General features: G+C 61.3%; 25 protein-coding genes. 15 read left to right on the top strand and 10 right to left on the bottom strand.

Annotated features, from left to right (window positions below):
• The coding region (locus tag GIV26_RS24775; RefSeq protein ID WP_236282599.1) for a LysR family transcriptional regulator at positions 1-674 on the bottom strand (674 nt) is incomplete at its 3' end.
• Positions 675-768: 94 nt separating this feature from the next.
• Here GIV26_RS24775 and GIV26_RS24770 point away from each other — a divergent pair.
• The 4 genes from GIV26_RS24770 to GIV26_RS24755 all read left to right on the top strand — a co-directional run bounded on the left by GIV26_RS24770 (position 769) and on the right by GIV26_RS24755 (position 5,721).
• Positions 769-1,953 (top strand): MFS transporter, encoded by a 1,185-nt coding sequence (locus GIV26_RS24770; RefSeq protein WP_102666894.1) that lies wholly within the window; start codon positions 769-771, stop codon positions 1,951-1,953.
• A gap of 59 nt (positions 1,954-2,012) precedes the next feature.
• Complete coding sequence (locus GIV26_RS24765) at positions 2,013-2,495, top strand: VOC family protein (RefSeq protein WP_236282597.1); 483 nt, start codon at positions 2,013-2,015, stop codon at positions 2,493-2,495.
• A 686-nt stretch (positions 2,496-3,181) separates the two neighbouring features.
• Positions 3,182-4,558 carry a pyridoxal-phosphate dependent enzyme gene (locus GIV26_RS24760; protein ID WP_060764260.1) on the top strand — a complete coding sequence of 459 codons (1,377 nt, stop codon included), beginning with the start codon at positions 3,182-3,184 and terminating at the stop codon, positions 4,556-4,558.
• Positions 4,555-5,721, top strand: coding sequence for a cystathionine gamma-synthase (locus GIV26_RS24755; RefSeq protein ID WP_054921389.1), 1,167 nt, complete (start codon positions 4,555-4,557; stop codon positions 5,719-5,721). Before GIV26_RS24760 ends, GIV26_RS24755 begins: the two co-directional genes overlap by 4 nt.
• Before the next feature lie 123 nt (positions 5,722-5,844).
• Here GIV26_RS24755 and GIV26_RS24750 read toward each other — a convergent pair whose 3' ends face one another.
• A complete protein-coding gene (locus tag GIV26_RS24750; protein ID WP_236282595.1) occupies positions 5,845-8,043 on the bottom strand; it encodes an OsmC domain/YcaO domain-containing protein in 2,199 nt (732 codons plus the stop codon).
• 145 nt (positions 8,044-8,188) lie between these two features.
• Between GIV26_RS24750 and GIV26_RS24745 the strand changes: the two genes are divergently transcribed.
• Complete coding sequence (locus GIV26_RS24745; RefSeq protein WP_236282593.1) at positions 8,189-8,767, top strand: cysteine hydrolase family protein; 579 nt, start codon at positions 8,189-8,191, stop codon at positions 8,765-8,767.
• Between the two features lie 109 nt (positions 8,768-8,876).
• Here GIV26_RS24745 and GIV26_RS24740 read toward each other — a convergent pair whose 3' ends face one another.
• From GIV26_RS24740 to GIV26_RS24730, 3 genes are read right to left on the bottom strand one after another with little or no spacing between them, the layout of a single operon-like run.
• Complete coding sequence (locus GIV26_RS24740; protein ID WP_236282591.1) at positions 8,877-9,326, bottom strand: NUDIX hydrolase; 450 nt, start codon at positions 9,324-9,326, stop codon at positions 8,877-8,879.
• Positions 9,319-10,116 (bottom strand): nucleotidyltransferase domain-containing protein, encoded by a 798-nt coding sequence (locus GIV26_RS24735; protein WP_236282588.1) that lies wholly within the window; start codon positions 10,114-10,116, stop codon positions 9,319-9,321. The genes GIV26_RS24740 and GIV26_RS24735 overlap by 8 nt, the downstream gene beginning before the upstream one ends.
• Entirely contained in the window at positions 10,113-10,592 is a 480-nt protein-coding gene (locus tag GIV26_RS24730) for an AAA family ATPase (protein WP_236282586.1), read from the bottom strand. The genes GIV26_RS24735 and GIV26_RS24730 overlap by 4 nt, the downstream gene beginning before the upstream one ends.
• A 223-nt stretch (positions 10,593-10,815) precedes the next feature.
• On the opposite strand from GIV26_RS24730, the gene GIV26_RS24725 reads away from it, so the two are divergent.
• The 3 genes from GIV26_RS24725 to GIV26_RS24715 all read left to right on the top strand — a co-directional run bounded on the left by GIV26_RS24725 (position 10,816) and on the right by GIV26_RS24715 (position 12,942).
• Complete coding sequence (locus GIV26_RS24725) at positions 10,816-11,139, top strand: hypothetical protein (protein ID WP_034127589.1); 324 nt, start codon at positions 10,816-10,818, stop codon at positions 11,137-11,139.
• 88 nt (positions 11,140-11,227) lie between these two features.
• On the top strand, positions 11,228-11,653 hold the full coding sequence (locus GIV26_RS24720) for a DUF2231 domain-containing protein (protein ID WP_054921373.1): 426 nt from the start codon (positions 11,228-11,230) through the stop codon (positions 11,651-11,653).
• Positions 11,650-12,942 (top strand): PQQ-dependent sugar dehydrogenase, encoded by a 1,293-nt coding sequence (locus GIV26_RS24715; protein ID WP_014718638.1) that lies wholly within the window; start codon positions 11,650-11,652, stop codon positions 12,940-12,942. Before GIV26_RS24720 ends, GIV26_RS24715 begins: the two co-directional genes overlap by 4 nt.
• A 30-nt stretch (positions 12,943-12,972) precedes the next feature.
• Here GIV26_RS24715 and GIV26_RS24710 read toward each other — a convergent pair whose 3' ends face one another.
• Positions 12,973-13,881 (bottom strand): LysR substrate-binding domain-containing protein, encoded by a 909-nt coding sequence (locus GIV26_RS24710; RefSeq protein WP_236282583.1) that lies wholly within the window; start codon positions 13,879-13,881, stop codon positions 12,973-12,975.
• A 92-nt stretch (positions 13,882-13,973) separates the two neighbouring features.
• On the opposite strand from GIV26_RS24710, the gene GIV26_RS24705 reads away from it, so the two are divergent.
• Positions 13,974-14,957: a DMT family transporter gene (locus GIV26_RS24705; protein ID WP_236282581.1), complete on the top strand. Its 984-nt coding sequence runs from the start codon at positions 13,974-13,976 to the stop codon at positions 14,955-14,957.
• Positions 14,954-15,799: an alpha/beta fold hydrolase gene (locus tag GIV26_RS24700; protein WP_236282578.1), complete on the top strand. Its 846-nt coding sequence runs from the start codon at positions 14,954-14,956 to the stop codon at positions 15,797-15,799. Before GIV26_RS24705 ends, GIV26_RS24700 begins: the two co-directional genes overlap by 4 nt.
• Here GIV26_RS24700 and GIV26_RS24695 read toward each other — a convergent pair.
• Both GIV26_RS24695 and GIV26_RS24690 read right to left on the bottom strand, forming a co-directional pair.
• Positions 15,786-17,189, bottom strand: a complete 1,404-nt coding sequence (locus GIV26_RS24695; protein WP_054897349.1) for an MFS transporter — start codon at positions 17,187-17,189, stop codon at positions 15,786-15,788. The two genes, GIV26_RS24700 and GIV26_RS24695, sit on opposite strands and share 14 nt — an antisense overlap.
• Positions 17,190-17,332: 143 nt before the next feature.
• Positions 17,333-17,863: a GNAT family N-acetyltransferase gene (locus GIV26_RS24690; protein ID WP_236282577.1), complete on the bottom strand. Its 531-nt coding sequence runs from the start codon at positions 17,861-17,863 to the stop codon at positions 17,333-17,335.
• Positions 17,864-18,168: 305 nt separating this feature from the next.
• Between GIV26_RS24690 and proP the strand changes: the two genes are divergently transcribed.
• Positions 18,169-19,671, top strand: coding sequence for a glycine betaine/L-proline transporter ProP (proP, locus tag GIV26_RS24685; protein ID WP_014718644.1), 1,503 nt, complete (start codon positions 18,169-18,171; stop codon positions 19,669-19,671).
• 53 nt (positions 19,672-19,724) lie between these two features.
• A complete protein-coding gene (locus GIV26_RS24680; RefSeq protein WP_020302594.1) occupies positions 19,725-20,231 on the top strand; it encodes a GAF domain-containing protein in 507 nt (168 codons plus the stop codon).
• Here GIV26_RS24680 and GIV26_RS24675 read toward each other — a convergent pair.
• A complete protein-coding gene (locus GIV26_RS24675) occupies positions 20,206-21,129 on the bottom strand; it encodes an AraC family transcriptional regulator (protein WP_072446361.1) in 924 nt (307 codons plus the stop codon). The two genes, GIV26_RS24680 and GIV26_RS24675, sit on opposite strands and share 26 nt — an antisense overlap.
• A 163-nt stretch (positions 21,130-21,292) precedes the next feature.
• On the opposite strand from GIV26_RS24675, the gene GIV26_RS24670 reads away from it, so the two are divergent.
• Positions 21,293-22,315 carry an alpha/beta hydrolase gene (locus GIV26_RS24670; RefSeq protein WP_236282575.1) on the top strand — a complete coding sequence of 341 codons (1,023 nt, stop codon included), beginning with the start codon at positions 21,293-21,295 and terminating at the stop codon, positions 22,313-22,315.
• Positions 22,312-23,502: an MFS transporter gene (locus tag GIV26_RS24665; RefSeq protein WP_236282573.1), complete on the top strand. Its 1,191-nt coding sequence runs from the start codon at positions 22,312-22,314 to the stop codon at positions 23,500-23,502. The genes GIV26_RS24670 and GIV26_RS24665 overlap by 4 nt, the downstream gene beginning before the upstream one ends.
• Here GIV26_RS24665 and GIV26_RS24660 read toward each other — a convergent pair.
• Positions 23,495-24,316, bottom strand: a complete 822-nt coding sequence (locus GIV26_RS24660) for an AraC family transcriptional regulator (protein ID WP_014718649.1) — start codon at positions 24,314-24,316, stop codon at positions 23,495-23,497. The two genes, GIV26_RS24665 and GIV26_RS24660, sit on opposite strands and share 8 nt — an antisense overlap.
• A 102-nt stretch (positions 24,317-24,418) precedes the next feature.
• On the opposite strand from GIV26_RS24660, the gene GIV26_RS24655 reads away from it, so the two are divergent.
• Complete coding sequence (locus GIV26_RS24655) at positions 24,419-25,630, top strand: MFS transporter (protein WP_198862046.1); 1,212 nt, start codon at positions 24,419-24,421, stop codon at positions 25,628-25,630.
• Positions 25,631-25,901: the final 271 nt, after the last annotated feature.

Raw genomic sequence — 25,901 nt, 5'->3', positions numbered from 1 at the left:
CCACTATTCCCCTCAATCGTCCCCGCCACCTTCAACGAAAACTCCCGCCCATCCACCCGAAACGGCCAATCCGGCGCCGCTCGGCGGAAGTTGAAGCGCAGGCAGTTGTGCTCAAGCAGATCCTGCGGCGTCACCGGGATGCCATGCTTTGCCAGGTACTCCGGTGAAGCAACGATAACCTGCCCGGTAGAGCCGATAAGGCGAGCAGTCAGGGGGCTGTCGGCGAGGGGGCCGAAGCGTATGGCGACGTCGGCTTGGCCGCCGAGGATGTCCACGACTTCGTCGCCGAGCATCAGGTCGACGACGATGGCGGGATAGCGGGCGCTGAAGGCGGCGATCAGGGGGACGATGGTCATGCGGCCGTGGGCCAGTGCGGCGCTGACGCGCAGGCGTCCGCGTGGGGCGCCCTGGTCGGTGATGGCATCTTCGACTTCGGCCATGTCGGCGAGGATGCGTCGGGCGCCGCGCAGGTAGGCTTCGCCTTCGGCGGTGAAGGTGATGGCGCGGGTGGTGCGCAGCAGCAGGCGGGTGCCGATGCGCTGTTCGGTGCGGGTAATGATGCGGCTGATGGCCGATGGGGTCAGCCCCAAGGCCCTGGCCGCGCCCGACAGGCTGCCGTGCTCGGCGACCATGGTGAACACTTCCATCTCTCCCGAACGCCCGCCGATGTCCATTTGTGCCTCCTGCGCAAAGCTGTAGTTCCCAACCAAGGGCTACTGCTGCAAAAGGCAGGATTGTAGCATTTGGCTCACAGATGAGGAGTCACCCATGCGTATCAATCCCCCCCTTGTAGCATTGTCCGTCGGTGCCTTTGGCATCGGGGTCACAGAGTTTGCCCCTATGGGCATGTTGCCCGGTATCGCCGCTGATCTTGATGTTTCCATTCCCGCTGCAGGGCTGTTGGTAAGCGCCTACGCCATGGGCGTGTTGATTGGCGCGCCGATCATGACCCTGGCGACGGCCAGGGTGCCCCGCCGTTATCTGCTGATCGGGCTGATGGCGATTTTTACCCTGGGTAATTTGCTGTCGGCGTTGGCCAGCAACTACCAGACATTGATGATCGCCAGGCTGGTGACGTCGCTCAATCACGGAGCGTTCTTCGGGATTGGCTCGATTGTGGCCGCAAGCCTGGTGGCGCCCGAGAAGCGCGCGGGCGCTGTGGCGGCGATGTTCATGGGGCTGACCCTCGCAACCATTGGCGGCGTGCCCCTGGCGACCTGGTTTGGCGAGAACTTTGGTTGGCGCACCGCGTTCTGGGGCATCAGTGGGCTTGGCGCGGTGGTCATGGCGGCGCTGTGGTGGGCCTTGCCCAATGCGCCGGCGCCCAAAGGCGGCGGGCTGATGGCGGAAATCCGTGTGCTGGGGCGCGGGCCGGTGCTGGCGGCGCTGGCCCTGACCGTGGTGGGCTCGAGTGCGATGTTTACGGTATTCACCTACATCGCGCCGATTCTGCGGGACGTTACCCACGCTTCGACCAACTTCGTCACCGGGATGCTGGTGCTGTTCGGAATCGGGCTCACCCTGGGCAATGTGTGGGGTGGCAAATCTGCGGACCGCTCAGTGGACCGCACTTTGATCATCTCGCTGGTGGTGTTGATTGCCGTGCTGTTGGCCTTTTCGGTGCTCATGCAATGGCCGCTGCCCGCTGCGCTGTCGATCCTGCTGTGGGGCGCTGCCAGCTTTGCCCTGGTGCCGCCGCTGCAGATGCGGGTGATGGAGGCCGCCAAAGACGCGCCTAACCTGGCTTCGGCGATGAACATCGGTGCGTTCAATTTTGGGAATGCGATTGGTGCGGCATTGGGAGGTGCAGTGATCAATGCCGGGCTCGGCTACCCGGCCATTTCCCTGGCAGGCGCACTGATGGCGGGCCTGGGCTTGCTGATGGTATTGGGGCTGAGCTGGCGTTCGCGGCGGGCCGACTCACGCGCTGGCCGGGAGGCGGTGCAAGCCTGAGTAGCGTTGCAGGTTGTTCGTCTAGACTTCATGCACCTTTCAACCCGAGGAGCCTTGCGATGAACAACAAAAATACGATCTGCCTCTGGTACAACGGCGATGCCCTGGCGGCAGCGACCTTCTACGCCAACACCTTCCCCGACAGCGAAGTAAAGGCCGTACACCGTGCGCCTGGCGACTACCCGGCAGGCAAGCAGGGCGATGAGTTGACCGTGGAATTCACCGTGCTGGGTATCCCCTGCGTGGGCCTCAATGGCGGCCCCCTGTTCAAGCACAGTGAAGCGTTTTCCTTTCAGGTGTCCACGGATAACCAGGAGGAAACCGACCGCTTTTGGCATGCCATCATCGACAACGATGGGCAGGCGAGCGCTTGCGGTTGGTGCAAGGACAAGTGGGGGCTGTCGTGGCAGATCTCGCCGCGGGTGTTGGTCGATGCAGTTACCAGTAAAGATCCTGCCGTCGCCAAGCGCGCATTTGAAGCGATGATGACCATGACCAAAATCGACATCGCTGCTATCGAAGCCGCCATTGCCGGAAACTGAACGGTGGGAGCGCTCGAGCCTTAGCGAGGCCGCGATGGCGGTGGGTCAGGCAGCACAAATGCCAACAGCACCACCGCCATCGCAGCATAGGTATCTACACAACTTTGTGGGTTGTAACAGCAGACGGCAACCACGATGCGAAGCGAGTCGCTCTTGATCTTAGGCGCCCCGTTAAACCGCGCTGGCGGATTACGGGCACACCGAGCCTAGGCGAGGTGCCGAGTGGTGGGGCAAGAGCGTTTTGCTTACTTTGGCCTGGGCCGGCATCCCGGCTTTTGCAAAGTGAGCCGCCGTCAGGGCGGAACCATCGGTGGCCGTTACCTTAATAATGGATATGTACTCGGTCAAATCCAATATTCCGGTCGGCTGGCAGACCGCCTTCGCAGGCAAGCCAGCTCCCACATTTGAATCGCGGCGCGTTAGTTAGATCGACGCCGGCTGTCAGGCCGTCACGGGAGCAAGCTCCCTCGCCACAGGTTCATCGTCGCACCAAATTTGTGTAGATACCTATGACCATCGCAGGCAAGCCAGCTCCCACACTTGGATCGCGCGCCCTCCTCCATGCGGCAAAAAAATTCATACAACGGACGCCCGGTTGCGACGCCGTCAATACCGGCCTATGTTCCAAGCCATGCGGTTTTTTTGCTGTCCCCCGCTCTGCGCCCATCCCGTAACCAGGAGACGACATGCCCACCCCTTCACGCCCTGCTGTACTTGAGCTGATCGGCAACACCCCGCTGGTCAAGGTCAGCCGCTTCGATACCGGCCCCTGCACGCTGTTTCTCAAGCTTGAATCGCAAAACCCCGGCGGTTCCATCAAGGACCGCATCGGCCTGGCGATGATCGACGCCGCTGAACGCGACGGTCGTTTGCGCCCTGGCGGTACCATCATTGAAGCCACCGCCGGCAACACCGGCCTGGGCCTGGCGCTGGTGGGCCGGGCCAAGGGTTACCGGGTGGTGTTGGTGGTGCCCGACAAGATGTCCACGGAAAAAGTGCTGCACCTCAAGGCCATGGGCGCCGAGGTGCATATCACCCGCTCCGATGTGGGCAAGGGCCACCCCGAGTATTACCAGGACGTGGCGGCACGCTTGGCCAAAGATATTCCAGGCTCGTTCTTCGCCGACCAGTTCAATAACCCGGCCAACCCCTTGGCCCACGAGACCAGCACCGCGCCGGAGATCTGGGCGCAGACCCAGCACGACGTAGACGCCATTGTGGTGGGCGTCGGCTCGGCCGGCACGCTCACCGGTTTGACGCGGTTCTTCAAGCGCGTGCAACCCGAACTGGCCATGGTGCTGGCCGACCCGGTCGGTTCGGTGATGGCCGAATACAGCCGCAGCGGCAAGCTGGAAACCCCTGGTTCCTGGGCCGTGGAAGGTATTGGCGAAGACTTCATCCCTTCGATTGCCGACCTGTCCAGCGTGCGCCACGCCTACTCCATCAGTGATGCAGACAGCTTCGACCACGCCCGCCAATTGCTCAAGGCCGAAGGCATCCTCGGCGGCTCATCCACCGGCACACTGCTCGCCGCGGCCTTGCGCTACTGCCGCGAGCAAACCGAGCCAAAGCGCGTGGTGACCTTTGTTTGCGACACCGGTACGCGCTACCTGTCCAAGGTTTACAACGACCAGTGGATGAACGACGCGGGCCTGCTGCAGTACAAGCACTACGGTGACCTGCGCGACCTGATCGCGCGCCGCTTCGAAGACGGCCGCGTGATCAGCGTAAGCCCCGACGACACCCTGCTCACCGCCTTCCAGCGCATGCGCCTGGCGGACGTGTCGCAACTGCCGGTGCTGGTCGATGGCCAGACCCTGGTGGGCGTGATCGACGAGTCCGACATCCTGCTGGGCCTGCACCACGACGCCGCAGATTTTTCCATGACCGTCGCCAGCGCCATGACCAACACCCTGCACACCCTAGCCCCCAACGCCAGCCTGGCCGAACTGCAGGCTGAACTGGATCGCGGCCTGGTCGCCATCATTGCCGACGCCGCAGGCTTTCATGGCCTGATCACCCGCGTCGACCTGCTTAACCACCTACGGAGATCCCTTGCATGAGCCAGCCCGATAAAAGCGCGTTTGCCACCCGTGTGATCCACGCCGGGCAGTCACCCGACCCGACCACGGGCGCGCTGATGCCGCCGATCTACGCCAACTCCACCTACCTGCAAGACAGCCCCGGCGTGCACAAGGGGTTTGACTATGGCCGCTCCCATAACCCCACGCGTTTCGCCCTGGAACGCTGCGTGGCCGACCTTGAAGGCGGCAGCCAGGCATTTGCATTTGCCTCGGGGCTGGCGGCGATCTCCACCGTGCTGGAACTGCTGGATGCCGGCGCGCATATCGTCTCGGGCAACGACCTGTACGGCGGCACTTTCCGCCTGTTCGACAAGGTGCGCCAGCGCAGTGCCGGGCACCGTTTCAGCTATGTCGACCTCAGCGACTTGTCGGCGTTTGAAGCGTCATTGCAGGACGACACGCGCATGGTCTGGGTCGAAACCCCAAGCAACCCGCTGCTGAGCCTGACCGACCTGCGCGCCGTGGCCCGCATCTGCCGTGCCCGCGGGATTATCTGCGTGGCCGACAATACCTTTGCCAGCCCCTGGATCCAGCGCCCGCTGGAGTTGGGCTTCGACATCGTGGTGCACTCCACCACCAAATACCTCAATGGGCATTCTGATGTGATCGGTGGTATCGCTGTTGTCGGTGATAACACTGAATTGGCCGAACGCCTGGGCTTCCTGCAAAACTCCATCGGCGCCATCGCCGGGCCGTTCGATGCCTTCCTGACCCTGCGCGGGGTAAAAACCCTGGCGCTGCGCATGGAGCGCCATTGCAGCAATGCCCTGGACCTGGCCACCTGGCTGGAGCAACAGCCGCAAGTGTCACGGGTTCACTACCCGGGCCTCAAATCCCACCCACAGCACGACCTGGCGAAACAGCAGATGCGCGGCTTTGGCGGGATGATTTCAGTGGACTTGAACAGCGACTTGGCCGGCGCGACGCGCTTTCTGGAAAACGTGAAGATCTTCGCCCTGGCCGAGAGCCTGGGGGGCGTGGAAAGCCTGATCGAGCACCCGGCGATCATGACCCATGCCAGCATCCCGGCGGCGACGCGAGCGCAATTGGGGATTGGCGATGGGCTGGTGCGCTTGTCGGTGGGGGTTGAAGATGTGGAGGATTTGCGCGCCGATCTGGCGCAAGCCTTGGCCCACATCTAACTCAATTTGATCGTTCCCACGCTCCGCGTGGGAACGCATCCGGTGACGCTCTGCGTCACGCTTGGGGACGCAGAGCGTCCCTGACTGCATTCCCACGCGGAGCGTCGGAACGATCAGTGTGTATCAGCCTTGGGTGATGTTGGCCCGCGCCGCATGCAGCTTCTTGTAGCTGTCGATCAAGCGCAAATGCCGGTCCAGGCCTTCCAGCTTCATGCTGGTCGGCGTCAGCCCATAAAAGCGCACACTGCCGTCGACCGAGCCGATCACCGCGTCCATGCGCTCATTACCGAACATGCGCCGGAAGTTGGCCTCGTAGTCAGCCAGCTCGAGGTCATCATCCAGTTCCATCTCCAGCACCGCGTTCATCGCCTGGTAAAACAGGCCGCGCTCAACGGTGTTGTCGTTGTACTGCAGGAACATCTCTACGCATTCCTTGGCCTCTTCATACTGCTTCAGCGCCAGGAAGATCAGCAGTTTCAGCTCCAGGATGGTCAACTGGCCCCACGCGGTGTTGTCGTCGAACTCAATGCCAATCAACGTAGTGATATCGGTGTAGTCGTCCAGCTCACTTTCTATCAGGCGCTCGACCAACGCCTGCAGCTCCTCCTCGCTGAGGCGATGCAGGTTGAGGATGTCTTCGCGGAAAAACAGCGCCTTGTTGGTGTTGTCCCAGATCAGGTCATCCACCGGGTAGATTTCCGAGTAGTCCGGCACCAGGATGCGGCAGGCAGTAGCGCCCAGGTGCTCATACACCGCCATGTACGACTCTTTGCCCATGCCTTCGAGGATGCCGAACAGCGTGGCGGCTTCCTGGGCGTTGGAGTCTTCGCCCTGGCCGGAGAAGTCCCACTCGACGAATTCATAATCCGACTGGGCACTGAAGAAGCGCCACGACACTACGCCGCTGGAATCGATAAAGTGCTCGACGAAGTTGTTCGGCTCGGTGACCGCCTGGCCTTCGAAGGTCGGCTGCGGCAGGTCGTTCAAGCCTTCGAAGCTACGGCCTTGCAGCAGCTCGGTGAGGCTGCGTTCCAGCGCCACTTCCAGGCTGGGGTGCGCGCCGAACGAAGCGAACACGCCGCCGGTACGCGGGTTCATCAAGGTCACGCACATCACCGGGAACTCACCGCCCAGGGACGCGTCCTTGACCAGCACCGGAAAGCCCTGGGCTTCCAGGCCTTCGATACCCGCCAGGATGCCCGGGTACTTGGCCAGCACTTCGGCGGGTACGTCCGGCAGCGCAAATTCGCCTTCGATGATTTCGCGCTTCACCGCTCGCTCGAAAATCTCCGACAGGCACTGCACCTGGGCTTCGGCCAAGGTGTTGCCGGCGCTCATGCCGTTGCTCAGGTAGAGGTTTTCGATCAGGTTGGACGGGAAATACACCACCTCGCCATCGGACTGACGCACGAACGGCAGCGAGACAATGCCACGGGCTTCGTTGCCGGAGTTGGTGTCGAACAGGTGTGAACCACGCAGCTCGCCCTCGCGGTTGTAGACTTTCAGGCAGTAGGCATCGAGGATTTCACTCGGCAGCTCATCGTTGGGGCCCGGCTGGAACCAACGTTCGTCCGGGTAATGCACGAACGGCGCGTTGGCCAGGTCCTCGCCCCAGAACTGGTCGTTGTAGAAGAAGTTGCAGTTCAGACGCTCTATGAACTCACCCAGCGCCGACGCCAGCGCGCCCTCTTTGGTCGCGCCTTTGCCGTTGGTAAAGCACATCGGCGAATGGGCGTCGCGGATATGCAGCGACCACACGTTGGGCACGATATTGCGCCACGAGGCAATCTCGATCTTCATGCCCAGGCCCGCGAGAATCGCCGACATGTTGGCGATGGTCTGCTCCAGCGGCAGGTCCTTGCCGGCAATGTAGGTGCCTGCTGCGGACGTGGAGTTGGGCATCAACAGCGCCTGGGCATCGGCGTCGAGGTTCTCGACTTCCTCAATCACGAATTCCGGCCCGGCCTGCACCACCTTCTTCACGGTGCAGCGGTCGATGGAGCGCAGGATGCCTTGGCGGTCCTTGTCGGAGATATCTGTGGGCAATTCGACCTGGATCTTGAAAATCTGGTTGTAGCGGTTTTCCGGGTCGACGATGTTGTTCTGCGACAGGCGAATATTCTCGGTGGGAATATTGCGCGTCTGGCAGTACAACTTCACAAAGTACGCCGCACACAACGCCGACGAAGCCAGGAAGTAGTCGAATGGCCCCGGTGCCGAACCATCGCCCTTGTAGCGGATGGGCTGGTCGGCAATGACCGTGAAGTCATCGAACTTGGCTTCAAGCCGAAGGTTGTCGAGAAAGTTGACCTTAATTTCCATGCGGGCACACCAGAATAACGAGCTAAACAAATTGGCCGCCATTATGAAGCGTTTCGCCGGGAAGTCTCAGGGATTTGCGTATGGGCTGCCGATCGGTGCTAACTTCCAACCAGTTAGATAATGTTCACCTCTGCCAGGACAGGCCATGGAACCGATAGCGACTAACGCCGCATTGTTGATCATCGATATGCAAAAAGGCATGGCCGATCCCACCCTTGGCCGCCGCAACAACCCAGACGCCGAGCTGCGCATACAGCAATTGCTCAATGCCTGGCGCCAGGCGCAACGCCCGATCATTCATGTGCGGCATATCTCCCGCTCTGGCGCTTCGGTGTTCAGGCCAGGCCAGCCCGGCTGTGAGTTCCAGGATGCGCTGCACCCTCTGGCCCATGAGCATGTGGTGGAAAAAAACGTACCGGATGCATTCAGCGCCACGGGCCTGGAGCGCTGGCTGCACCTGCGCTCGATCCAGCAGTTGGTGATCGTCGGGGTCATCACCAACAATTCAGTGGAATCCACCGCACGCTCAGGCGGCAACCTGGGGTTCGACGTGATCGTGGCGGCGGATGCGTGTTTTACCTTCGATCAAACCGACTTGTCGGGGCGGCTGTGGGCCGCAGAGGATGTGCATGCGTTGTCGCTCAGTAACTTGGCGATGGACTATGCAAGGGTGTTCAACACCGGGGAAATATTAGATCCATATAACCCGCGATGCGCTTTTTGATGCAATGCTGCACCTGTGGCGAGGGAGCTTGCTCCCGTGACAGCCCTAAAGCCGCCGCTTACCTAAATGTCGCCCCGATTCGCCTGCCCCCATCGTTCATGGAAAACGGCTAAAACACCCCGGCATCCTCCAGCATTTGCGGCAACGCCTGCGGCCATACCGTATCGCTCGTCGCGAGCAGCGCCTCTGCCGACCACCAATGATGATCCGCCATCACCTGGGTCTCCTCTACTGTCCATTCGGCCCTGGAAAGCGCGTCGCTGGATGCATGCACAACGAAGTACCGCTCTACTGCCAACACGGTTTCACCGCTGGGTAACATCAACGGGAAACTACGCTCTGCCACAGATTCCCCAACGCTGCTGACGGTGGTACCAGTCTCTTCGCGCAACTCACGAATCGCAGCGCTGTGGAAGCTCTCCCCCGCCTCCACGCCACCGCCCGGCGTGGCCCAGTAATCCTGGCCGGCCAGGGCGCCGTCTTTATGCACGAAGCGAAACAGCAACACTTGCTGTGCAGGGTTTATGACCAGTAACCGTGCGGCTTTGCGTTCACGCATCTGATTGATTCCTTTCTATGAGGGCGGAAACCATCCAGCTCAGAAACGCCCGTAGGCGTGTCGTAAATGCCTCGCCCTCGGCGCTCGGGTTGCGTGCTTCAAACAGGAAGTAGGCGATTTGCACGCGCATGTTCGGGTAATGCTGGACGAACAGCCCGACGTAGTCTTCCAGGGTTTGCGGCCAGTTTTGCGCATCTACCGCTCGCAGGGTGTGGGTAGCGCGGATCAAGGCCCGCGATGCTTCGCGCTGCAGGCCAAGCCGTGTGTGTTCAGTGCTGGCCTGTTCGATGCGCAACAGGTACGCCGTGAGCGCCTGTTCAAAATCACCATTGACCGCCAGGGCGATGGCACGGGACGGGCGAAACGGTTCGACGTGCAGTGACAGGTCTTCGCCCCAGAGACAGCGGCAATGATGTTTGAGCCAGAAGCCCCAACTGTTTAGGTTTTCAGGCGCCAATACTTGAGCGCGGTGGCCGATGTCAAAGTCGATCTTGGTGACGCTCGGATGCCGTTGCTCCAGGGCGAGTCGGGCCGACTCCAATTGTTCAAGCACAGGCGCATCCGGTGGCTCGACCAGTATCAGGGAAAGGTCAAGATCAGAAATGCCGGTCTCACCTTCGCCCCGTGCGATGCTGCCATACAGGTAGATCCCGTGCAGCCCCAGCTCAGGCCGGGACAAGGTAGCGCAAACGTCCGCCAGCAAGGGCTGGAACTCCGGTTGTATAGGTCCATCAGCGACGGTGAGGATATAGCCGTCGCCATCGATGCCAGCAGGTTTTTGGGTAGTCACGGGCGATGCACCTCAATCACCAACCCTTCCTCTTCACTCGGCACACTGAAATGGCGAGTGATCAGGTCAAACTCGGCATCGGTGGCGGCAAAATCATGTTCACCTCGGGCATTGCGCGCATGCAGGCGCGCACGACAGGTGGCATCGTCCAGCTCCAGGTAATGCAGGCAGTGCGGCACCTTGGCTGCCTGGGCCAGGCCGAGTAACCATTGACGATTGGCGAGGGTATTGGCCGGAAAATCCAGCACCACATTGACGCCGCACGCCAACAGATCGTTCACCAGCGGCTCAAGTACTCCACGAACCTGCTGGGCACAGCGCAGGTAGTCGGCAATGCTCTGGATCTGACCAGGGTAGAGACTGGCCAGCCACTGGTCTTCGCTGAGCACAATGGCTGCGTGCTCGGTGGCGAGGGTCTTGGCGAGTGTGGACTTGCCGGAGGCGATTTTGCCGCATAACAGGTGCAGGGTTGGCATAAAACGATTCCTTGGAGGAGCCCAACAGGATGAGTCATGCAGGCATTATCGTAAACACATCCAGTTGAATCCTCGTTCCCGAGCGAGGTCACTTATCAGGAGACGACAACGCAATTGGAGGTGGTGATGAACCTTGCAATGACACTCTTCAGTCTGTTTGCCGGTTGGATGGCGATTGTGATTTCGATGCTATGGGGTGTGCTGCGAGTGCTGCGCTGGCACCATGCTTAGCACCCCGGACGGTCGCTACTTTGTGGTCAAGGGGCAGTTGTGGCGCTGTACCAATCCGGCGCTGGATGAAGCGACGCGCCAATACTGGGTCAATGAATTGATGGATGCACGCCGGGCGGTCAAGTCAGCCAAGGGCAGCGCCGACCCCGATGCCTTGAACGCCGCCCGGCAACGGGTGCAGCGCGGCAAGGTCGCATTGGGCGAGCGGGGCCCTGTGTGGTGGGGCGATGGCAGCCCGGATTACAACCGCCGCCAGGTCAAAAATACGCCCTATTGGGCATGGTTCGAGAAACACCTCGACACGCCATCCCAGTGAACTTTCTTACAAGTGCCATGCTCCTTTCCTATGCGAAGTCAGCGCGCCCTGAGCCCAGGGTGCAGAACGATAAGGAGCCGCCACCAACATGACTACCCTCTCCACTTACCCCGTCGTCAGGCCTGGGCCGTTGCATGGCACTTTGCTTGCCGGCACCGTGCCGTTGTTTCTCGGGGCCTTGCTCAGTGATATCGCCTACGGCCAGACCTACCAGATCCAATGGGCCAATTTTGCTTCCTGGCTGATCGCCGGGGCGCTGGTGTTCTGTGGTTTTGCCCTGCTGTTTGCACTGGTCAACCTGGTGCGCGCCGAACACAAGGGCGGGCGCCCGGTGGCGTACTTCCTGCTGTTGCTGGGCACTTGGGTGCTGGGGCTGGTGAACGCCTTTCAACATGCCAAGGATGCCTACGCCATGATGCCTGCTGGCCTGGTGCTGTCGGCGATCGTCACCGTGCTGGCGATTGTCGCCACCTGGATCGGCTTGACCAACCTGCGCTCAGGAGCTGCCCGATGAAACCACTCAACACACTGACCCTGCTCAGCGCCGCCCTGTTGCTGAGTGCCTGTGGCGGCGAAGGTGACAAGACCCAGGCGCGCGGCCCTGACCCCAAGCTGCCCGAACAACAAAGCAGCCTGTTGCCGAGCATGAAGATTGCCGAGCCCACGCCGTGGGGCGATCAAAAGCCCAAGGTGCCCGAAGGCTACAGCGTCACCGCCATCGCCACCGACCTTGCGATCCCGCGCCAGACCCTGGTGCTGCCCAACGGCGATATCCTGGTGGCCGAAGGCCGTGGCGGCAGTGCGGCCAAGCTCAAGCCCAAGGACGTGATCGCCAGTGTGATCAAGGCCCAGGGCAACACCAAGGTCAAGGGCGGCAACCGCATTACGCTGCTGCGTGACGCCGACGGTGACGGCACCTATGAACTCAAGACGGTATTCGCCGACAACCTCAACGCTCCCTACGGGCTGGCATTCGCCGACGGCAAACTGTACGTGGCCAACCAGGACGCACTGGTGCGCTTTGACTACGCCGACGGCCAAACCAAGGCCAGCGCCCCGCCCGTCAAAGTCACCGACCTGCCGGCGCAGATCAACCATCACTGGACCAAGTCATTGGCCGTCAGTGACGACGGGCGTCAGCTGTACGTGGGCATCGGTTCCAACAGCAACATCACCGAACGCGGCATGGAAGTGGAGATCGACCGCGCAATGGTCTGGCAGATCGATGCCGCGACCGGCGCGCATAAGCCCTACGCTACGGGCCTGCGCAATCCGACGGCGCTGACCATCCAACCGGGCTCAGGGCAACTGTGGACCGTGGTCAACGAGCGCGATGAACTCGGCCCCGACCTGGTGCCAGACTACCTGACGTCGGTGCGTGAAGGTGCCTTCTACGGCTGGCCCTACAGCTACTGGGGCCAGAACGTCGACCCTCGCGCACAACCGCAAAACCCGGCCAAGGTGGCTGCGGCGATCAAACCCGATTACAGCCTGGGCTCCCATGTGGCCGCGCTGGGCGTGGATTTCTCCATCCCTGCCATGGGTGAAAAATTCGCTGACGGCGCGTTTGTCGGCGAGCACGGCAGTTGGAACCGTGACAACCCAGTGGGCTACAAGGTGATCTTCGTACCGTTCAGCAACGGCAAACCGGCGGGCGAGCCCATCGACTTTGCCACCGGCTTCCGCGGCGACGACGGCAAGACCCGTGGGCGTCCAGTGGGGGTGACGGTGGACCCCAAAGGCGCGCTGATCATTGCCGACGACCTGGCCAATACGATTTGGCGCGTCACGCGTAACCAATAACCGCAGATGACAGGGGCTGCGACGCCCCTGTCAGCCGTCACTCTGCAATTGTGCGTCAAGCCAGGCCAACAACGCCGTGACCTCCTCCCGACTGCCCGCCCCTTGCTGCCTGTAGACCGAAATAGCCTCGGGCAAAAACACGCTTTCTGCGCAGGGCCGCACCAGCGCCCCACTCTCAATCAGCCGGCTTGCGGTACGACGCCAACCCATGGCGATACCGTGCCCTTCCACGGAGGCTTGCAACATCAGCGGGTAACTGTCGAAGGTGGCACTGCGTGCATCCCTGGCCAGCGTGTGGCCGAACATCTGCAGCCACTCATCCCATTCCATCAAGTGCGGAGGCTCGGAGCTGTGGTGCAGAAAGGTGCAGGGCTTTAATTCAGCCAGTGATAACGGTTGTTCCGGGCAGAGGTAGCTGGGGCTGCACACCGGGAACACCTCGTCGGAGGCGGTGAACATCAGCGTATGGCTGCCACTGGCGCGCCGGGTACTTTGCAGGGCCACATCGAAATGCCCGTCGAACTGGGTGATCGGCCGCGTGCAGGTCACCACCTGGATCTCGATCTGCGGGTATTGCTGGTGGAAGGTCGCGAGACGCGGCATCAACCAATAGAACGCCTCGCATAGCTGGCATAGCAATACCACGCGATTGCGCTGGGGCGATGTTCTCAGGCTGACCGCGCCCTCACTGATGCTGTGCAAGGCCAGGCTGACCACCCGCCCCAGCTCACGCCCTTCTTGCGTCAGGAACACCCCACGGTTGCGCCGACAAAACAGCTTGACCCCCAGGTTGTATTCCAGCCCGCGGATCTGCCGACTGACCGCTGCCTGGGTGAGGTGCAATTCATCGGCCGCCTTGGAGAAACTCTCCAGGCGCGCCGCCGCTTCAAACGGCAGGAGGCTGGCCAGAGGCGGTAAGGTTTTGCCAAGTGCATTCATAATCTGTGGTTATGCATCCAAGGCTGAAAACTCGTTTGTAGCACAGCCGCAGCGCTGGGCACCATGAATCCCTCACTTCATGGATCAGCCTGATGACCAGCGCCCGCACCTCACTCTTTACCGGTGTGATATTGGCCGTTGTCGCCACCCTGGGCTGGGCGCTGAACTTCATTGCGCCCTACGTCACCGGCGTCTACAGCCTCTACGACTTGATGGCCGTACGGTTTCTGATGGCCGGTGGGCTGGGTCTCGTCTGGATGATGGTGTGCAGGGCGCAATTGAGTGTACTCAGCACCGGCCAGTGCGTACTGGCGGCAGCACTGGGCGCACTGGGTTGCCTCGGTTATGGCGTGTGCATTGCTGCCGGCGTGATGTTCGGCGGCCCGGTGCTGACGCCAGCGTTTGTCGGCATGGTCCCGGTGCTACTGGCGTTGATAGGCAACGCCAGTCACAAGACCCTGCAATGGCGCCAGTTGGTGATGCCGTTGTCCTGCCTCACCATGGGGCTGTTGCTGGCCACGGTCAGCAGCCTCCAACTGCCCGCCTCCGGCACCGGTTCCTGGCTGGCGGGTTTGTGCTTCTCCCTGGGCGCAGTGGCCTTGTGGCTGGGGTTCAGCGTCATCAATCAACAGCAACTGGCGCGCCTGCCAGCCAGCGCAACCGGTCTGTGGACTGCCCTGATGCTGGTAGGCGCAGGCGGCGCGGCGCTGTGCCTGCTGCCATGGCTATACGCGCTGGGCTTGTTTCGGTTGCCGACCCTTGGCGCGGCTTGGAGCCAGGCATGGCCGCTGTATGCCTGGAGCCTGGGCATCGCGGTGATGTCCACGGTGGTCGGCGCCTGGGCCTGGAACGCGGCAACGCGGCGCCTGCCCATGGTACTGAGCGGTCAGTTGATTGCCCTGGAATCACTCTTCGCCAGCCTGCTCGGTCTAGGCTTTCACCAGCGCTGGCCGACGCCAATGGAGGCCGTGGGCCTGGCTGCCGTGCTCGTCGGCGTGGTCATGGCGGTTCGTATCCTCCTGGCGCAGGCAAAACCCGCCACAACCCATCAGACCTTAGGGGAGACTCAACCATGACCCATTCAAACGACGCACTGGCACTGCCCCACACCTTTGACTTCCACAATCAAACCGTGCGCTGGGGCCAGCTGGGTACCCAGGGGCCTGCGCTGGTGATGGTGCATGGCACACCGTTCTCTTCCCATGTGTGGCACCGTATCGCACCCTTGTTCGCCCAGCAATACCGCGTGTTCTATTACGACCTGCTTGGCTATGGCCAGTCTGAACAGGCGCCGGGCCAGGACGTGTCCCTGGGCGTGCAAAACCTGTTGCTCGCCGCACTGCTACACCATTGGGGCCTGGAACGCCCCCATGTGCTGGCCCATGATTTTGGCGGTGCCACGGCGCTGCGTGCGCATCTGCTCGATGGCTGCGACTATGCCAGCCTGACCTTGATCGACCCCGTCGCCATGGCGCCCTGGGGTTCGCCGCTGGTGCAGCATGTGCGCCGCCATGAACAGGCCTTCAGCGACGCGCCGGCCTATATCCATGAGGCGATTGTGCGTGCCTATCTACAGGGCGCCGCCTTCACGCCGCTACCTGCCGAGGTGCTGCTCGCCTACGTCACACCCTGGACAGGTGAGATTGGCCAGCCCGCCTTCTATCGCCAGATTGCGCAAATGGACCAGCGCTATACCGACCAGATTGAAGACCGGCTCACCGGGCTGCGTTGCCCGGTGCAATTGCTCTGGGGAGAGGAGGACCAATGGATCAACGTGGCACAAGGCGACGCGCTCGCAGATAGATTAGGTGCACGCTACCTGCGCGTCCCGCGTGCGGGGCATCTGGTGCAAGAGGACGCGCCCGAGGTCATCGTCGCTGCCTTGATGACCTTTCTAGCTAGCGTCACAGATCAGTGATTTCCTTGTGGCGCGGCACCAGCGTCTTCATCACGCTCCAGGCCACCAGGTAAGCCAGGGCGCAGATGGCAAACATGATCATGTAGCCGGTATGGATGTCGTTGATGGACTTGTAATAGTCGAACACCCAGCCACCGATCTTGGTCATGAGCACGCCACCCAGGCCACCGGCCATGCCGCCAATGCCGACCACCGAGGCCACGGTTTTCTGCGGGAACATATCGGACACGGTGGTGAAAATGTTGCATGACCACGCCTGGTGTGCCGAAGCGCCCACACCGATCAGCAGCACCGGCACCCAGAAGCTGAGGTAACCCAACGGCTGCGCCAGCAACACCACCAGCGGGAACAGCGCAATCACCAGCATGGCTTTCATGCGCCCGTCATAGGGGGCATCGCCGCGCGCCATGAAGTAGCTGGGGAACCAGCCGCCGCCAATACTGCCGACCATGGTCATGCTGTACAGCACCGCCAGCGGCATCACGATATCGGCGCCTTTCATGCCGTATTGGGCAGACAGGTAGGTGGGCAACCAGAACAGGAAAAACCACCACACGCCGTCGGTCATGAACTTGCCGAAGGCAAACGCCCAGGTCTGGCGGTAGGTCAATAGTTTGAACCAGGAGACTTTCTTCCCTGCGGTGCCCGTCGGTGCAGGGGTAAATGGTTGTACGGTCTGGTCGCTACGGATGTAGGCCAGTTCCTCAGGTGACAGGCGTTTTTGCTGTTCCGGTTTTTCATACACGGCGGCCCACACGGCAACCCAGACAAAACCCAGCATACCGATGACCATAAACGCCGCCTCCCAGCCCCACATGCCAGCAATCAGTGGCACACAGATTGGCGCCAGGATCGCGCCGACGTTGGCGCCGGAATTGAAGATACCGGTGGCCAGGGAGCGTTCTTTCTTGGGGAAATATTCGGCAGTGGCCTTGATAGCGATCGGGAAGTTACCCGCTTCGCCAATCGCCAATACCGCCCGTGAGAGCATGAAGCCGGCAATCGACACCGGAATCACCGCCAGGCCAATGGCACCACTGACCGCTGCGATGCCCTCGCCCATCGGCACCGAAAACGCATGCATGATCGCGCCGGTAGACCAGATACCAATCGCCACCACGTAGGCGGCCTTGGTGCCGATCCTGTCGACGAAGCGCCCGGCAAACAGCATGGAAATGGCGTAGACAAACTGGAACACCGCCGCGATGTTGGCGTAATCGGTGTTGCTCCAGCCAAACTGCGTTGACAGTTGCGGTGCCAAGAGGCTGAGCACCTGGCGGTCGAGGTAATTGACCGTGGTCGCGAAAAACAACATCGCGCAGATCGTCCAGCGATAGCTGCCGACCGCCTGGCCGACACGAAGGGCACTGATGGGCTCGTTCAGATTCATGGCATCACTTTTTATTTTTGTTAGGTAGGACATATGTAACGTCATATGTCGTCGTACAACTGCTGATTTTATAGCGAGACGCCCGCGCAGTGTCAATCGCAAAGATTGCCGCTTATCCAGGAATTACGTGAATTCGAAAAATGTCAGTGCTGTGCAGTTGTAGGACGACAAACCCTGAACACTAGGCTGGGCGCTTGACCGGGGACATCATCCAGCAGGCCAAAGCGTTGCATGCCGAGCTTCTCCAATACGCGGATCGACGCAGCATGATCGGGCCGCACTAACCCGAAGACTTCCGGTAGCGATAGCGTGTCGAACGCGAGCGCCAGGGCGTCACGACCCAGCTCAGTGGCATACCCCTGCCCCCAGGCCTCCACGGCCAGACGATAGCCAAGGTTGATGCGCCGCTGCGTCAGGTAATTAAGGGGCGCGATGCCGCCAAACCCGATGATGTGGTCGGGGGTCTCTTTGCGGGCAATCGCCCACCAGCCGTAGCCCTGGGAAGCCCATTGCTCCAGCCAGTGATCCAAAAGCCGTTGTGCCGCCCTCAGGTTGGGCAGCGGGCCGGCAGGATTGAACAGGTTGGTCTGTGGATCGCCGAAGATCGCGAACAATCGCTGAACGTCTGCGGGTCGTGGTTGGCGGTAGGTAAGGCGTGAATGACTGCTTGGCATTTAAATGACTTCCCTGTTTTGCCTGACTGACAATGCCTCCCCTTGTGGGAGCGGGCTTGCCCGCGAAAGCGGAGTGCCAGTCACTGAATCTTTAACTGAACCACCGCTTTCGCAGGCAAGCCAGCTCCCACATTTGATCTGTTTTGCCGGTAGCTATGCATCGGCCTTCAGAACCAGGCATTTTTACCCATGCGAGAAAAAATACACAAAGCGGTGAATTATTTCGTGTCCACTTGTATCTGAACTGACAGAGCGGTGCCATCGTAGCGATGGCACCTCCCCTGTTCAGCTTTTGAGTGGCCCGCATGAAACTACGTAAAAAACGCGTCAAACCCATCGGATTGAAAGACATCACCATTGTCGACGACAACAAGATGCGCAAGGCGATCACCGCCGCCGCACTTGGCAATGCCATGGAATGGTTCGACTTTGGCGTCTATGGCTTTGTCGCCTATGTGCTGGGCAAGGTGTTCTTCCCCGACGCTTCCCCCAGCGTGCAGATGATCGCAGCACTGGCTACCTTCTCCGTACCTTTCCTGATTCGCCCGCTGGGCGGCCTGTTCTTCGGCGCACTGGGCGATAAGTACGGGCGGCAAAAAGTCCTGGCCGCCACCATCGTGATCATGTCCTTGAGCACCTTTGCCATCGGCTTGATCCCCGGCTATGCCTCCATTGGCATCTGGGCCCCGATCCTGTTGCTGCTGTGCAAAATGGCCCAGGGTTTCTCGGTGGGCGGCGAGTACACCGGCGCGTCGATTTTCGTGGCTGAGTACGCCCCGGACCGCAAGCGCGGATTCCTTGGCAGCTGGCTGGACTTCGGCTCCATCGCCGGTTTCGTGCTCGGCGCGGGGGTGGTGGTGTTGATCTCCACCGTGCTCGGTGAAGCCGAATTCGAGGCCTGGGGCTGGCGCCTGCCGTTCTTCCTCGCCCTGCCCCTGGGCATCATCGGCCTGTACCTGCGCCACGCGCTGGAAGAGACCCCGGCGTTTCAACAGCATGTCGACAAACTCGAACAGGGTGACCGCGAAGGCTTGAGCCACGGCCCTAAAGTCTCGTTCAAGGAAATCGCCACCAAGCACTGGCGCAGCCTGCTGACCTGCATCGGTATCGTCGCGGCCACCAACGTGACCTACTACATGCTACTCACCTACATGCCGAGCTACCTGTCCCACAACCTGCACTATGCCGAAAACAGCGGCGTGCTGATCATCATCGCGATCATGGTCGGCATGTTGTTCGTGCAACCGTTCATTGGTTTTGTCAGCGACAAGATCGGCCGCAAGCCGTTCATCATCGCCGGCAGCATCGGCCTGCTGTTCCTGTCGATTCCGGCCTTCATGCTGATCACCAGCGGCAAGACCGGCCTGATTTTCGGCGGCCTGTTGATTCTGGCGGTGGTGCTGAACTTCTTTATCGGCGTGATGGCGTCGACCTTGCCAGCAATGTTCCCCACCCATCTGCGCTACAGCGCCCTGGCCAGTGCGTTCAACGTCTCGGTACTGATCGCCGGTGTTACGCCAACCGCCGTGGCCTGGCTGGTGGAGAGCACCAACGACCTGTACATGCCCGCCTATTACCTGATGGTGTTTGCAGTGGTTGGACTGATCACGGGCCTGACCATGAAGGAAACCGCCAACAAGCCCCTGCGTGGCGCGGCCCCGGCGGCTTCCGACATGGAAGAAGCCAAGGAGCTGCTGCAGGAGCATCACGACAATATCGAGCAGAAAATCGAAGACATCGATGCCGAGATTGCCGCGCTGCAAACCAAGCGGGAAAACCTGGTACAGCAACACCCGCGCATCAACTAATAACCTGACTGTGCGTGGTCGCGGCCTGCGACCACGCCATTGGAGCGTTCAGCATGGTTTCAAGCGTCACCGCCGCACACAGGTTACTCAGCGCAGACGAGCGCGCCGCCATTGCCGAAATTGAAGCAACCACCAACATCCTCAAGCTGGTCACTCGTCTGACCGGGATGAGATTCGCCGGCATCGCCAAGTTCACCGACCAGGAATGGGTGGTGTGTTCGGCCTACGACCCGCTGCAAATGGGCATCAACGTCGACGACGTACTCGACCTTGAAACCACCCTGTGCAGTGAGTTCTGCATCAACCCACACACCCTGTTCATCCCCCAGATCAGCCAGAACGGCCGTTTCGCGTCACGCCCGGTGGTCAAGCAATACGCCATCGAAAGCTACGCCGGTGCGCCGATCTTTCTGCCCGATGGCCGCCTGTTCGGGGCGCTGTGTGCGCTGGACTCACGGGCCATGCTGTTCGACGACCCGAACCTGCCGGAAACCCTGAGCCTGTTCGCACGGCTGATTGGCTGCATCTTCTACGCTAATCTGACCCCGGCGGATCACTGACACCTGCCCTGCCCCGCAGTGTCGCCATATCACGCTTGGGCGGCACCCCGAACAGCCGGCTGTACTCACGGCTGAATTGCGACGGGCTCTCATACCCGACTTTGAACGCGGCACTGGAGACATCCTGGTGCTCGTTCAACATCAATCGTCGTGCTTCATTCAGACGCAGCCATTTCTGGTATTGCAGCGGGCTCATCGCGGTCAGTTGCCGGAAGTGATGGTGAAAGGTCGCCGCGCTCATTTGCACCCGCGCTGCCAGCTCTTCCACACGCAGGGCCGCGTCGAAATTCAACTTCAGCCAGTCGATCGCCTTGGCAATTCGATAGCCCTGCCCGTCCACCGAGCAGATCTGGCGCAGTCGGCCGGCCTGGTCGCTTTTCAATAGCCGGTAATGAATCTCGCGCTGGATCAATGGCGCGAGTACCGGGATAGCCTCGGGTTCATCCAGCAACGCCACCAGGCGCGCGAATGCGGCCAGCATGCCGTCGGTGACCGTGCCGATCCCCACGCCCTTCATGACCGCGCGCTCACGCACCGGTGGCAAGCCACCCTGGGCGATCAGCTCGGCGAGCATGCGCAGGTCCAGCTTGAACGTCAGCCCCAGGCACGGCTGCTCGGGGCTGGCCGCCAGCACCTCGGAATTGGCCGGGATGTCCAGCGATGTCACCAGGAACCGGGAAGTGTCGTAGGGGTAGCCCTCGCCACCGACCCACAACTGCTTCTCGCCCTGGGCCACCAGCACGATGCACGGCTCAACCATGCACACCACCGGCGCAGCGGGTTGCTCACGCCGATAAAAGCCCAGGCCGGGGATCGGCATGGCGTAGTCGCCGGACGACGGGGTGCGCGAACCAATCGACTGGATCAGCGCGTTCAGTGGGGTGGGAGTGGACGTCATGACAGCCCCTTTCAATGCTTCATTGCACTTTACCCGCGCAAGTCACCGGCGTCGTCACCTGGCCCTGAAACTCAGAGGATCAGGCAAGTAATCCACTCAAATGCACTACAGAAGCCCTGCCGTCACCCGGAAAATGTGCTGACACTTCACGAGGACCCCCCCTATGAAACGCCTCTTGCTCGCCCTGGGTTTGCTGGTGACTTCTCTTTCTTCATTTGGAGCCGATATGTCTAACGGTGCGGATAACTTCTACAGCAGCGACACAGTGACGGCCGAGCCTGTCACCTTCAACAATCAATACGGCATGCAGGTCGCAGGCACGCTGTTCGTGCCCAAGCACCTTGCCCCAGGCTCAAAGCACGCAGCCCTTGTCGTCGGCCACCCGATGGGCGCCGTCAAAGAGCAAAGCGCCAACCTCTACGCCACCAAAATGGCTGAACAGGGCTTCGTGACCCTGTCCCTGGACCTGTCGTTCTGGGGCCAGAGCGCTGGCACACCACGCAACGCGGTGTTGCCCGACCTCTACGTGGAAGACTTCAGCGCCGCCGTGGACTTTCTCGGCACTCGCCCACAGGTCGACCGGGAACGCATCGGTGCCATCGGCATTTGTGGCAGCGGCAGTTTTGTGATCAGTGCTGCGAAGATCGATCCGCGTCTCAAGGCAATCGCCACCGTCAGCATGTACGACATGGGCGCGGCCAACCGCAATGGCCTCAAGCACGGCATGACCTTGCAACAGCGCCAGCAGATCCTGCGCCAGGCCGCCAACCAGCGCTATGTAGAGTTCCAGGGCGGCGAGACCCTCTACACTGGTGGCACGCCGCAGAGCCTCACGGGCGATCCGGTCGGCGACGAGTTCTACGACTTCTACCGCACCCCCCGCGGCGAAGTCACCCCGGCAGGCGCCTCATCGCAGACCACCACCCGGCCGACGCTGACCAGTAACGTCAAGTTCATGAACTTCTACCCCTTCAACGATATCGAGACGATCTCGCCGCGCCCACTGCTGCTGATTACCGGGGCCAACGCGCACTCCCGTGAATTCAGTGAAGACGCCTATCAACGCGCCGCCGAGCCCAAGCAATTGCTGATCATCCCCAACGCCGGCCATGTAGACCTGTACGACCGCGTCGAACTGATCCCGCTTGACACGCTCACCACCTTCTTCCAGAGCCACTTGCAGTGAGTTCCGGTACCCCTCAACCGCAACGCTGGGGCGCGGTGCTGGCGATGTCGCTCGCGGCGTTTGCCTTGGTCGCCTCCGAGTTCATGCCGGTCAGCCTGCTCACACCGCTGGCCGCTGACTTGCACATCACTGAAGGCCAGGCCGGCCAGGGCATTTCCGTGTCCGGGGTGTTTGCCTTGCTCACCAGCCTGGTGATCGCGGCGGTTGCCGCGCGGATGGATCGCAAGCGCCTGCTGATGGCCCTGACCCTGCTGATGATCGTCTCTGGCAGCGTGGTGGCGTTCGCACCGAATTACGCGGTGTTCATGCTCGGGCGCGCGTTGATTGGCGTGGCGATTGGCGGCTTCTGGTCACTGTCGGCGGCCACGGCAATGCGCCTGGTCGAACCCGCCCAAGTGCCAAGGGCCTTGGCCATCGTCAACGGTGGCAACGCCCTGGCGACGGTGATCGCGGCGCCGCTGGGCAGCTTTCTTGGCGGCCTGATTGGCTGGCGCGGCGCATTCTTTTGCGTGGTGCCAGTGGCCGTGATTGCGCTGGCCTGGCTGTGGCTGAGCTTGCCGGCGCTCAAGCACAGCGGCACGGCGGCCACCGGCAATGCGCTGCGCCTGCTGAAAAACTCCAAGGTGGCCTTGGGCATGTGCGCCGTCAGCCTGTTCTTCATGGGCCAGTTCATGCTGTTCACTTACCTGCGGCCGTTCCTGGAAGGCGTGACCCGGGTCGAGGTGTCCATCCTTTCATTGATGCTGCTGGTGCTCGGCCTGGCCGGCCTGGCGGGTACGGTGTTGATTGAGCATTTGCTCAAGCGTCACCTGTACCCGACGCTGATTGCCATTCCGTTGATCATGGCCGGCATTGCCCTTGCGCTGGTGGGGTTCGGCGGTTCAGCGATTGTCACCACCCTGCTGTTGGGCTGCTGGGGCCTGGTGGCTACTGCTGCACCGGTTGGCTGGTGGACATGGCTAGCACGCACCTTGCCCGACGACGCAGAGGCCGGCGGGGGGTTGATGGTCGCCATCATCCAGTTGGCGATTGCCGCCGGTGCCACCGTCGGTGGTGTGGCATTCGACTTGAGCGGCTACCGGGCCACCTTCGAGCTGAGCGCCGCCTTGCTGGTAGTCGCCACGCTGCTGGCTTACCTGGCATCCCGCCGCCCTGCTCATGCGCGCATGGCGAGCGACGCTACTTGAAAAAATGACTCGGCGTTTTACCAAACTGTTTCTTGAACATGCTGGTAAAAGCGCTGGGGCTTTCGTAGCCCAATTCAAACGCCACATCAATGATCTTCTCCCCCACCGCAATGCGCTCCAGCGCCAGCAGCAACCGCGCCTGCTGGCGCCATTGGCCGAAGGTCATGCCGGTTTCCTTGCGGAACAGGCGCTGGATGGTGGTCTGGTCCAATCCCAACCGCGCACTCCAGTCGGCCACGGTGGAGGCATCACTCGGTTCATCCTGCAACGCCAGGCAGATCGGGCTCAGGCGCGGGTCGGCAGGCTGGGGCAGCGACAGCGGCAAGGCCGGGAGAATGGCCAGTTCGTCAAGAATCAGGTGCATGATCCGCGCGTCGCGTGAATCCTCCGCATACGGCGGCTTCAAGCTCACCGAGGCCTTGATCAGTTCACTCAGCAGCGGCGAAACCGTCACCGTCTTGGGCTCGGCCGGCAGGTTGGGGAAGCTGTCCGGGCGCACGAACACGCTGCGCATCTTCAGCGTACCCACGCAACGCAGTGAGTGAACTTGACCGCAAGGCATCCAGAAGCCACGATTGGGCGGCACCGTCCATTGCCTCAGGGCCGAGTACACCACCATCACACCGCCAATGGCGTACAGCAGTTGGTGCTTGTTGTGGCTGTGTTCGGGGATCACCCAGTTTTCGGGGTAATCGGTGGCCGAACTGATGACGGCCCAGTCGCCCTCATCGATCTCTCGCAGAAATTTATCCAGTGATTTGATCATTTCGCCCTTTTTGCGATGGTTTCTGCCCGAATTGCGCGAGACAGGCATTGGCGCCGAATCTAGCATAAACGCCGAGTCCAAATGGAGTGGCGGTTCACATCACCGCCGCCCGCCTCCACGCCTGTTAGCTGCCTTGTACGGAATGCCCGCATGTCCACAGTCACAGCGTCACCCGCCGCACCTTCGACCAGCCCGCAAGTAAGCCCCTTAGTCATGCGCGTCCTGGGCGCCTGTGCCCTGGCGCACCTGATCAATGACTTGATCCAGGCTGTGCTGCCATCGATCTACCCGATGCTCAAGGCCAACTACGGCCTGAGCTTCACCCAGGTCGGCCTGATCACCCTGACCTTCCAGTTGACCGCCTCGCTGCTGCAACCGTGGATCGGCTACCACACCGACCGCCACCCCAAACCCTGGTTATTACCAGCGGGCATGGTGTGCACCTTGATCGGCATCCTGATGCTGGCCTTTGTCGGCAACTTCCCGGCGATATTGCTCGCGGCGGCGCTGGTGGGTGTGGGCTCATCGACCTTCCACCCGGAAACCTCCCGCGTCGCACGCCTGGCTTCCGGTGGGCGCTACGGCCTGGCGCAATCGACCTTCCAGGTCGGCGGCAACACCGGCAGCGCTTTCGGCCCGTTGCTGGCGGCGGCGATCATCATTCCCTACGGCCAAAACCACATTGCCTGGTTCGGCCTGTTTGCGGTGTTCGCCATCCTGGTGCTGTACGGTTTGAGCCGCTGGTACCGCCACCACCTCAACCTGTTCAAGCTCAAGCAAGGCAGCCAGGCAACCCACGGTTTGTCCAAAGGCCGCGTGACCTTCGCCCTGGTGGTATTGGCTGTGCTGGTGTTTTCCAAATACTGGTACATGACCAGCCTGACCAGTTACTTCACGTTCTACCTGATCGAGAAATTCCAGCTGTCGGTGGCCAGCTCGCAGATGTACCTGTTCCTGTTCCTCGGCGCCGTGGCCGTGGGCACCTTTGCCGGTGGCCCGATCGGCGACAAGATCGGCCGCAAGAAAGTCATCTGGTTCTCGATCCTCGGCGCCGCACCGTTCACCCTGGCCCTGCCCTACGTCGACCTGTTCTGGACCGCCGTACTCAGCGTGGTCATCGGCTTTATCATCGCCTCGGCGTTCTCGGCCATCGTGGTGTTTGCCCAGGAATTGGTGCCGGGCAATGTGGGCATGATCGCCGGGATATTCTTCGGCCTGATGTTCGGCTTCAGCGGGATCGGCGCGGCGCTGCTCGGGATGCTCGCTGACCATCACGGCATCGAATACGTGTACAAGCTGTGCTCGTTCCTGCCGCTGGTGGGCATCCTCACGGTACTGTTGCCGTCGACCAAAGGCGTTTGATCGGTTGCGTCGCCCCATAGCCGTAGTTATCTACAACTTTGGGGCGACGCGGGACCTGTGGCGAGGGAGCTTGCTCCCGTGACGGCCTGCCAGCCGAAGCCTATCTACCTGCCCCCCCCACGATCCAGAGGTGGGTGGCTTGCCTGCGATGACCATAGGTATCGACACAACTCCTTAGCGCTCAACGGTAACCACGATGCGAAGCGAGCCGCTCTTGATCTGCTACGGATATGTCCACAATCCAACTGTGTTGACTGCCAGGCCGCCTTCG

It is taken from the genome of Pseudomonas sp. PA-1-3F (assembly GCF_021609665.1).
Classification (GTDB): domain Bacteria; phylum Pseudomonadota; class Gammaproteobacteria; order Pseudomonadales; family Pseudomonadaceae; genus Aquipseudomonas; species Aquipseudomonas paracarnis.
This window is presented reverse-complemented; position numbering and strand designations above follow the sequence as displayed.

What these genes read in the sequence shown, in the direction of transcription:
- GIV26_RS24770 (WP_102666894.1), top strand. Translation starts at nt 769, where the DNA reads ATGCGTATCAATCCCCCCCTTGTAGCATTGTCCGTCGGTGCCTTTGGC.
- GIV26_RS24765 (WP_236282597.1), top strand. Translation starts at nt 2,013, where the DNA reads ATGAACAACAAAAATACGATCTGCCTCTGGTACAACGGCGATGCCCTG.
- GIV26_RS24760 (WP_060764260.1), top strand. Translation starts at nt 3,182, where the DNA reads ATGCCCACCCCTTCACGCCCTGCTGTACTTGAGCTGATCGGCAACACC.
- GIV26_RS24755 (WP_054921389.1), top strand. Translation starts at nt 4,555, where the DNA reads ATGAGCCAGCCCGATAAAAGCGCGTTTGCCACCCGTGTGATCCACGCC.
- GIV26_RS24750 (WP_236282595.1), bottom strand. Translation starts at nt 8,043, where the DNA reads ATGGAAATTAAGGTCAACTTTCTCGACAACCTTCGGCTTGAAGCCAAG.
- GIV26_RS24745 (WP_236282593.1), top strand. Translation starts at nt 8,189, where the DNA reads ATGGAACCGATAGCGACTAACGCCGCATTGTTGATCATCGATATGCAA.
- GIV26_RS24740 (WP_236282591.1), bottom strand. Translation starts at nt 9,326, where the DNA reads ATGCGTGAACGCAAAGCCGCACGGTTACTGGTCATAAACCCTGCACAG.
- GIV26_RS24730 (WP_236282586.1), bottom strand. Translation starts at nt 10,592, where the DNA reads ATGCCAACCCTGCACCTGTTATGCGGCAAAATCGCCTCCGGCAAGTCC.
- GIV26_RS24725 (WP_034127589.1), top strand. Translation starts at nt 10,816, where the DNA reads ATGCTTAGCACCCCGGACGGTCGCTACTTTGTGGTCAAGGGGCAGTTG.
- GIV26_RS24720 (WP_054921373.1), top strand. Translation starts at nt 11,228, where the DNA reads ATGACTACCCTCTCCACTTACCCCGTCGTCAGGCCTGGGCCGTTGCAT.
- GIV26_RS24715 (WP_014718638.1), top strand. Translation starts at nt 11,650, where the DNA reads ATGAAACCACTCAACACACTGACCCTGCTCAGCGCCGCCCTGTTGCTG.
- GIV26_RS24710 (WP_236282583.1), bottom strand. Translation starts at nt 13,881, where the DNA reads ATGAATGCACTTGGCAAAACCTTACCGCCTCTGGCCAGCCTCCTGCCG.
- GIV26_RS24705 (WP_236282581.1), top strand. Translation starts at nt 13,974, where the DNA reads ATGACCAGCGCCCGCACCTCACTCTTTACCGGTGTGATATTGGCCGTT.
- GIV26_RS24700 (WP_236282578.1), top strand. Translation starts at nt 14,954, where the DNA reads ATGACCCATTCAAACGACGCACTGGCACTGCCCCACACCTTTGACTTC.
- GIV26_RS24695 (WP_054897349.1), bottom strand. Translation starts at nt 17,189, where the DNA reads ATGAATCTGAACGAGCCCATCAGTGCCCTTCGTGTCGGCCAGGCGGTC.
- GIV26_RS24690 (WP_236282577.1), bottom strand. Translation starts at nt 17,863, where the DNA reads ATGCCAAGCAGTCATTCACGCCTTACCTACCGCCAACCACGACCCGCA.
- proP (WP_014718644.1), top strand. Translation starts at nt 18,169, where the DNA reads ATGAAACTACGTAAAAAACGCGTCAAACCCATCGGATTGAAAGACATC.
- GIV26_RS24680 (WP_020302594.1), top strand. Translation starts at nt 19,725, where the DNA reads ATGGTTTCAAGCGTCACCGCCGCACACAGGTTACTCAGCGCAGACGAG.
- GIV26_RS24675 (WP_072446361.1), bottom strand. Translation starts at nt 21,129, where the DNA reads ATGACGTCCACTCCCACCCCACTGAACGCGCTGATCCAGTCGATTGGT.
- GIV26_RS24670 (WP_236282575.1), top strand. Translation starts at nt 21,293, where the DNA reads ATGAAACGCCTCTTGCTCGCCCTGGGTTTGCTGGTGACTTCTCTTTCT.
- GIV26_RS24660 (WP_014718649.1), bottom strand. Translation starts at nt 24,316, where the DNA reads ATGCCTGTCTCGCGCAATTCGGGCAGAAACCATCGCAAAAAGGGCGAA.
- GIV26_RS24655 (WP_198862046.1), top strand. Translation starts at nt 24,419, where the DNA reads ATGTCCACAGTCACAGCGTCACCCGCCGCACCTTCGACCAGCCCGCAA.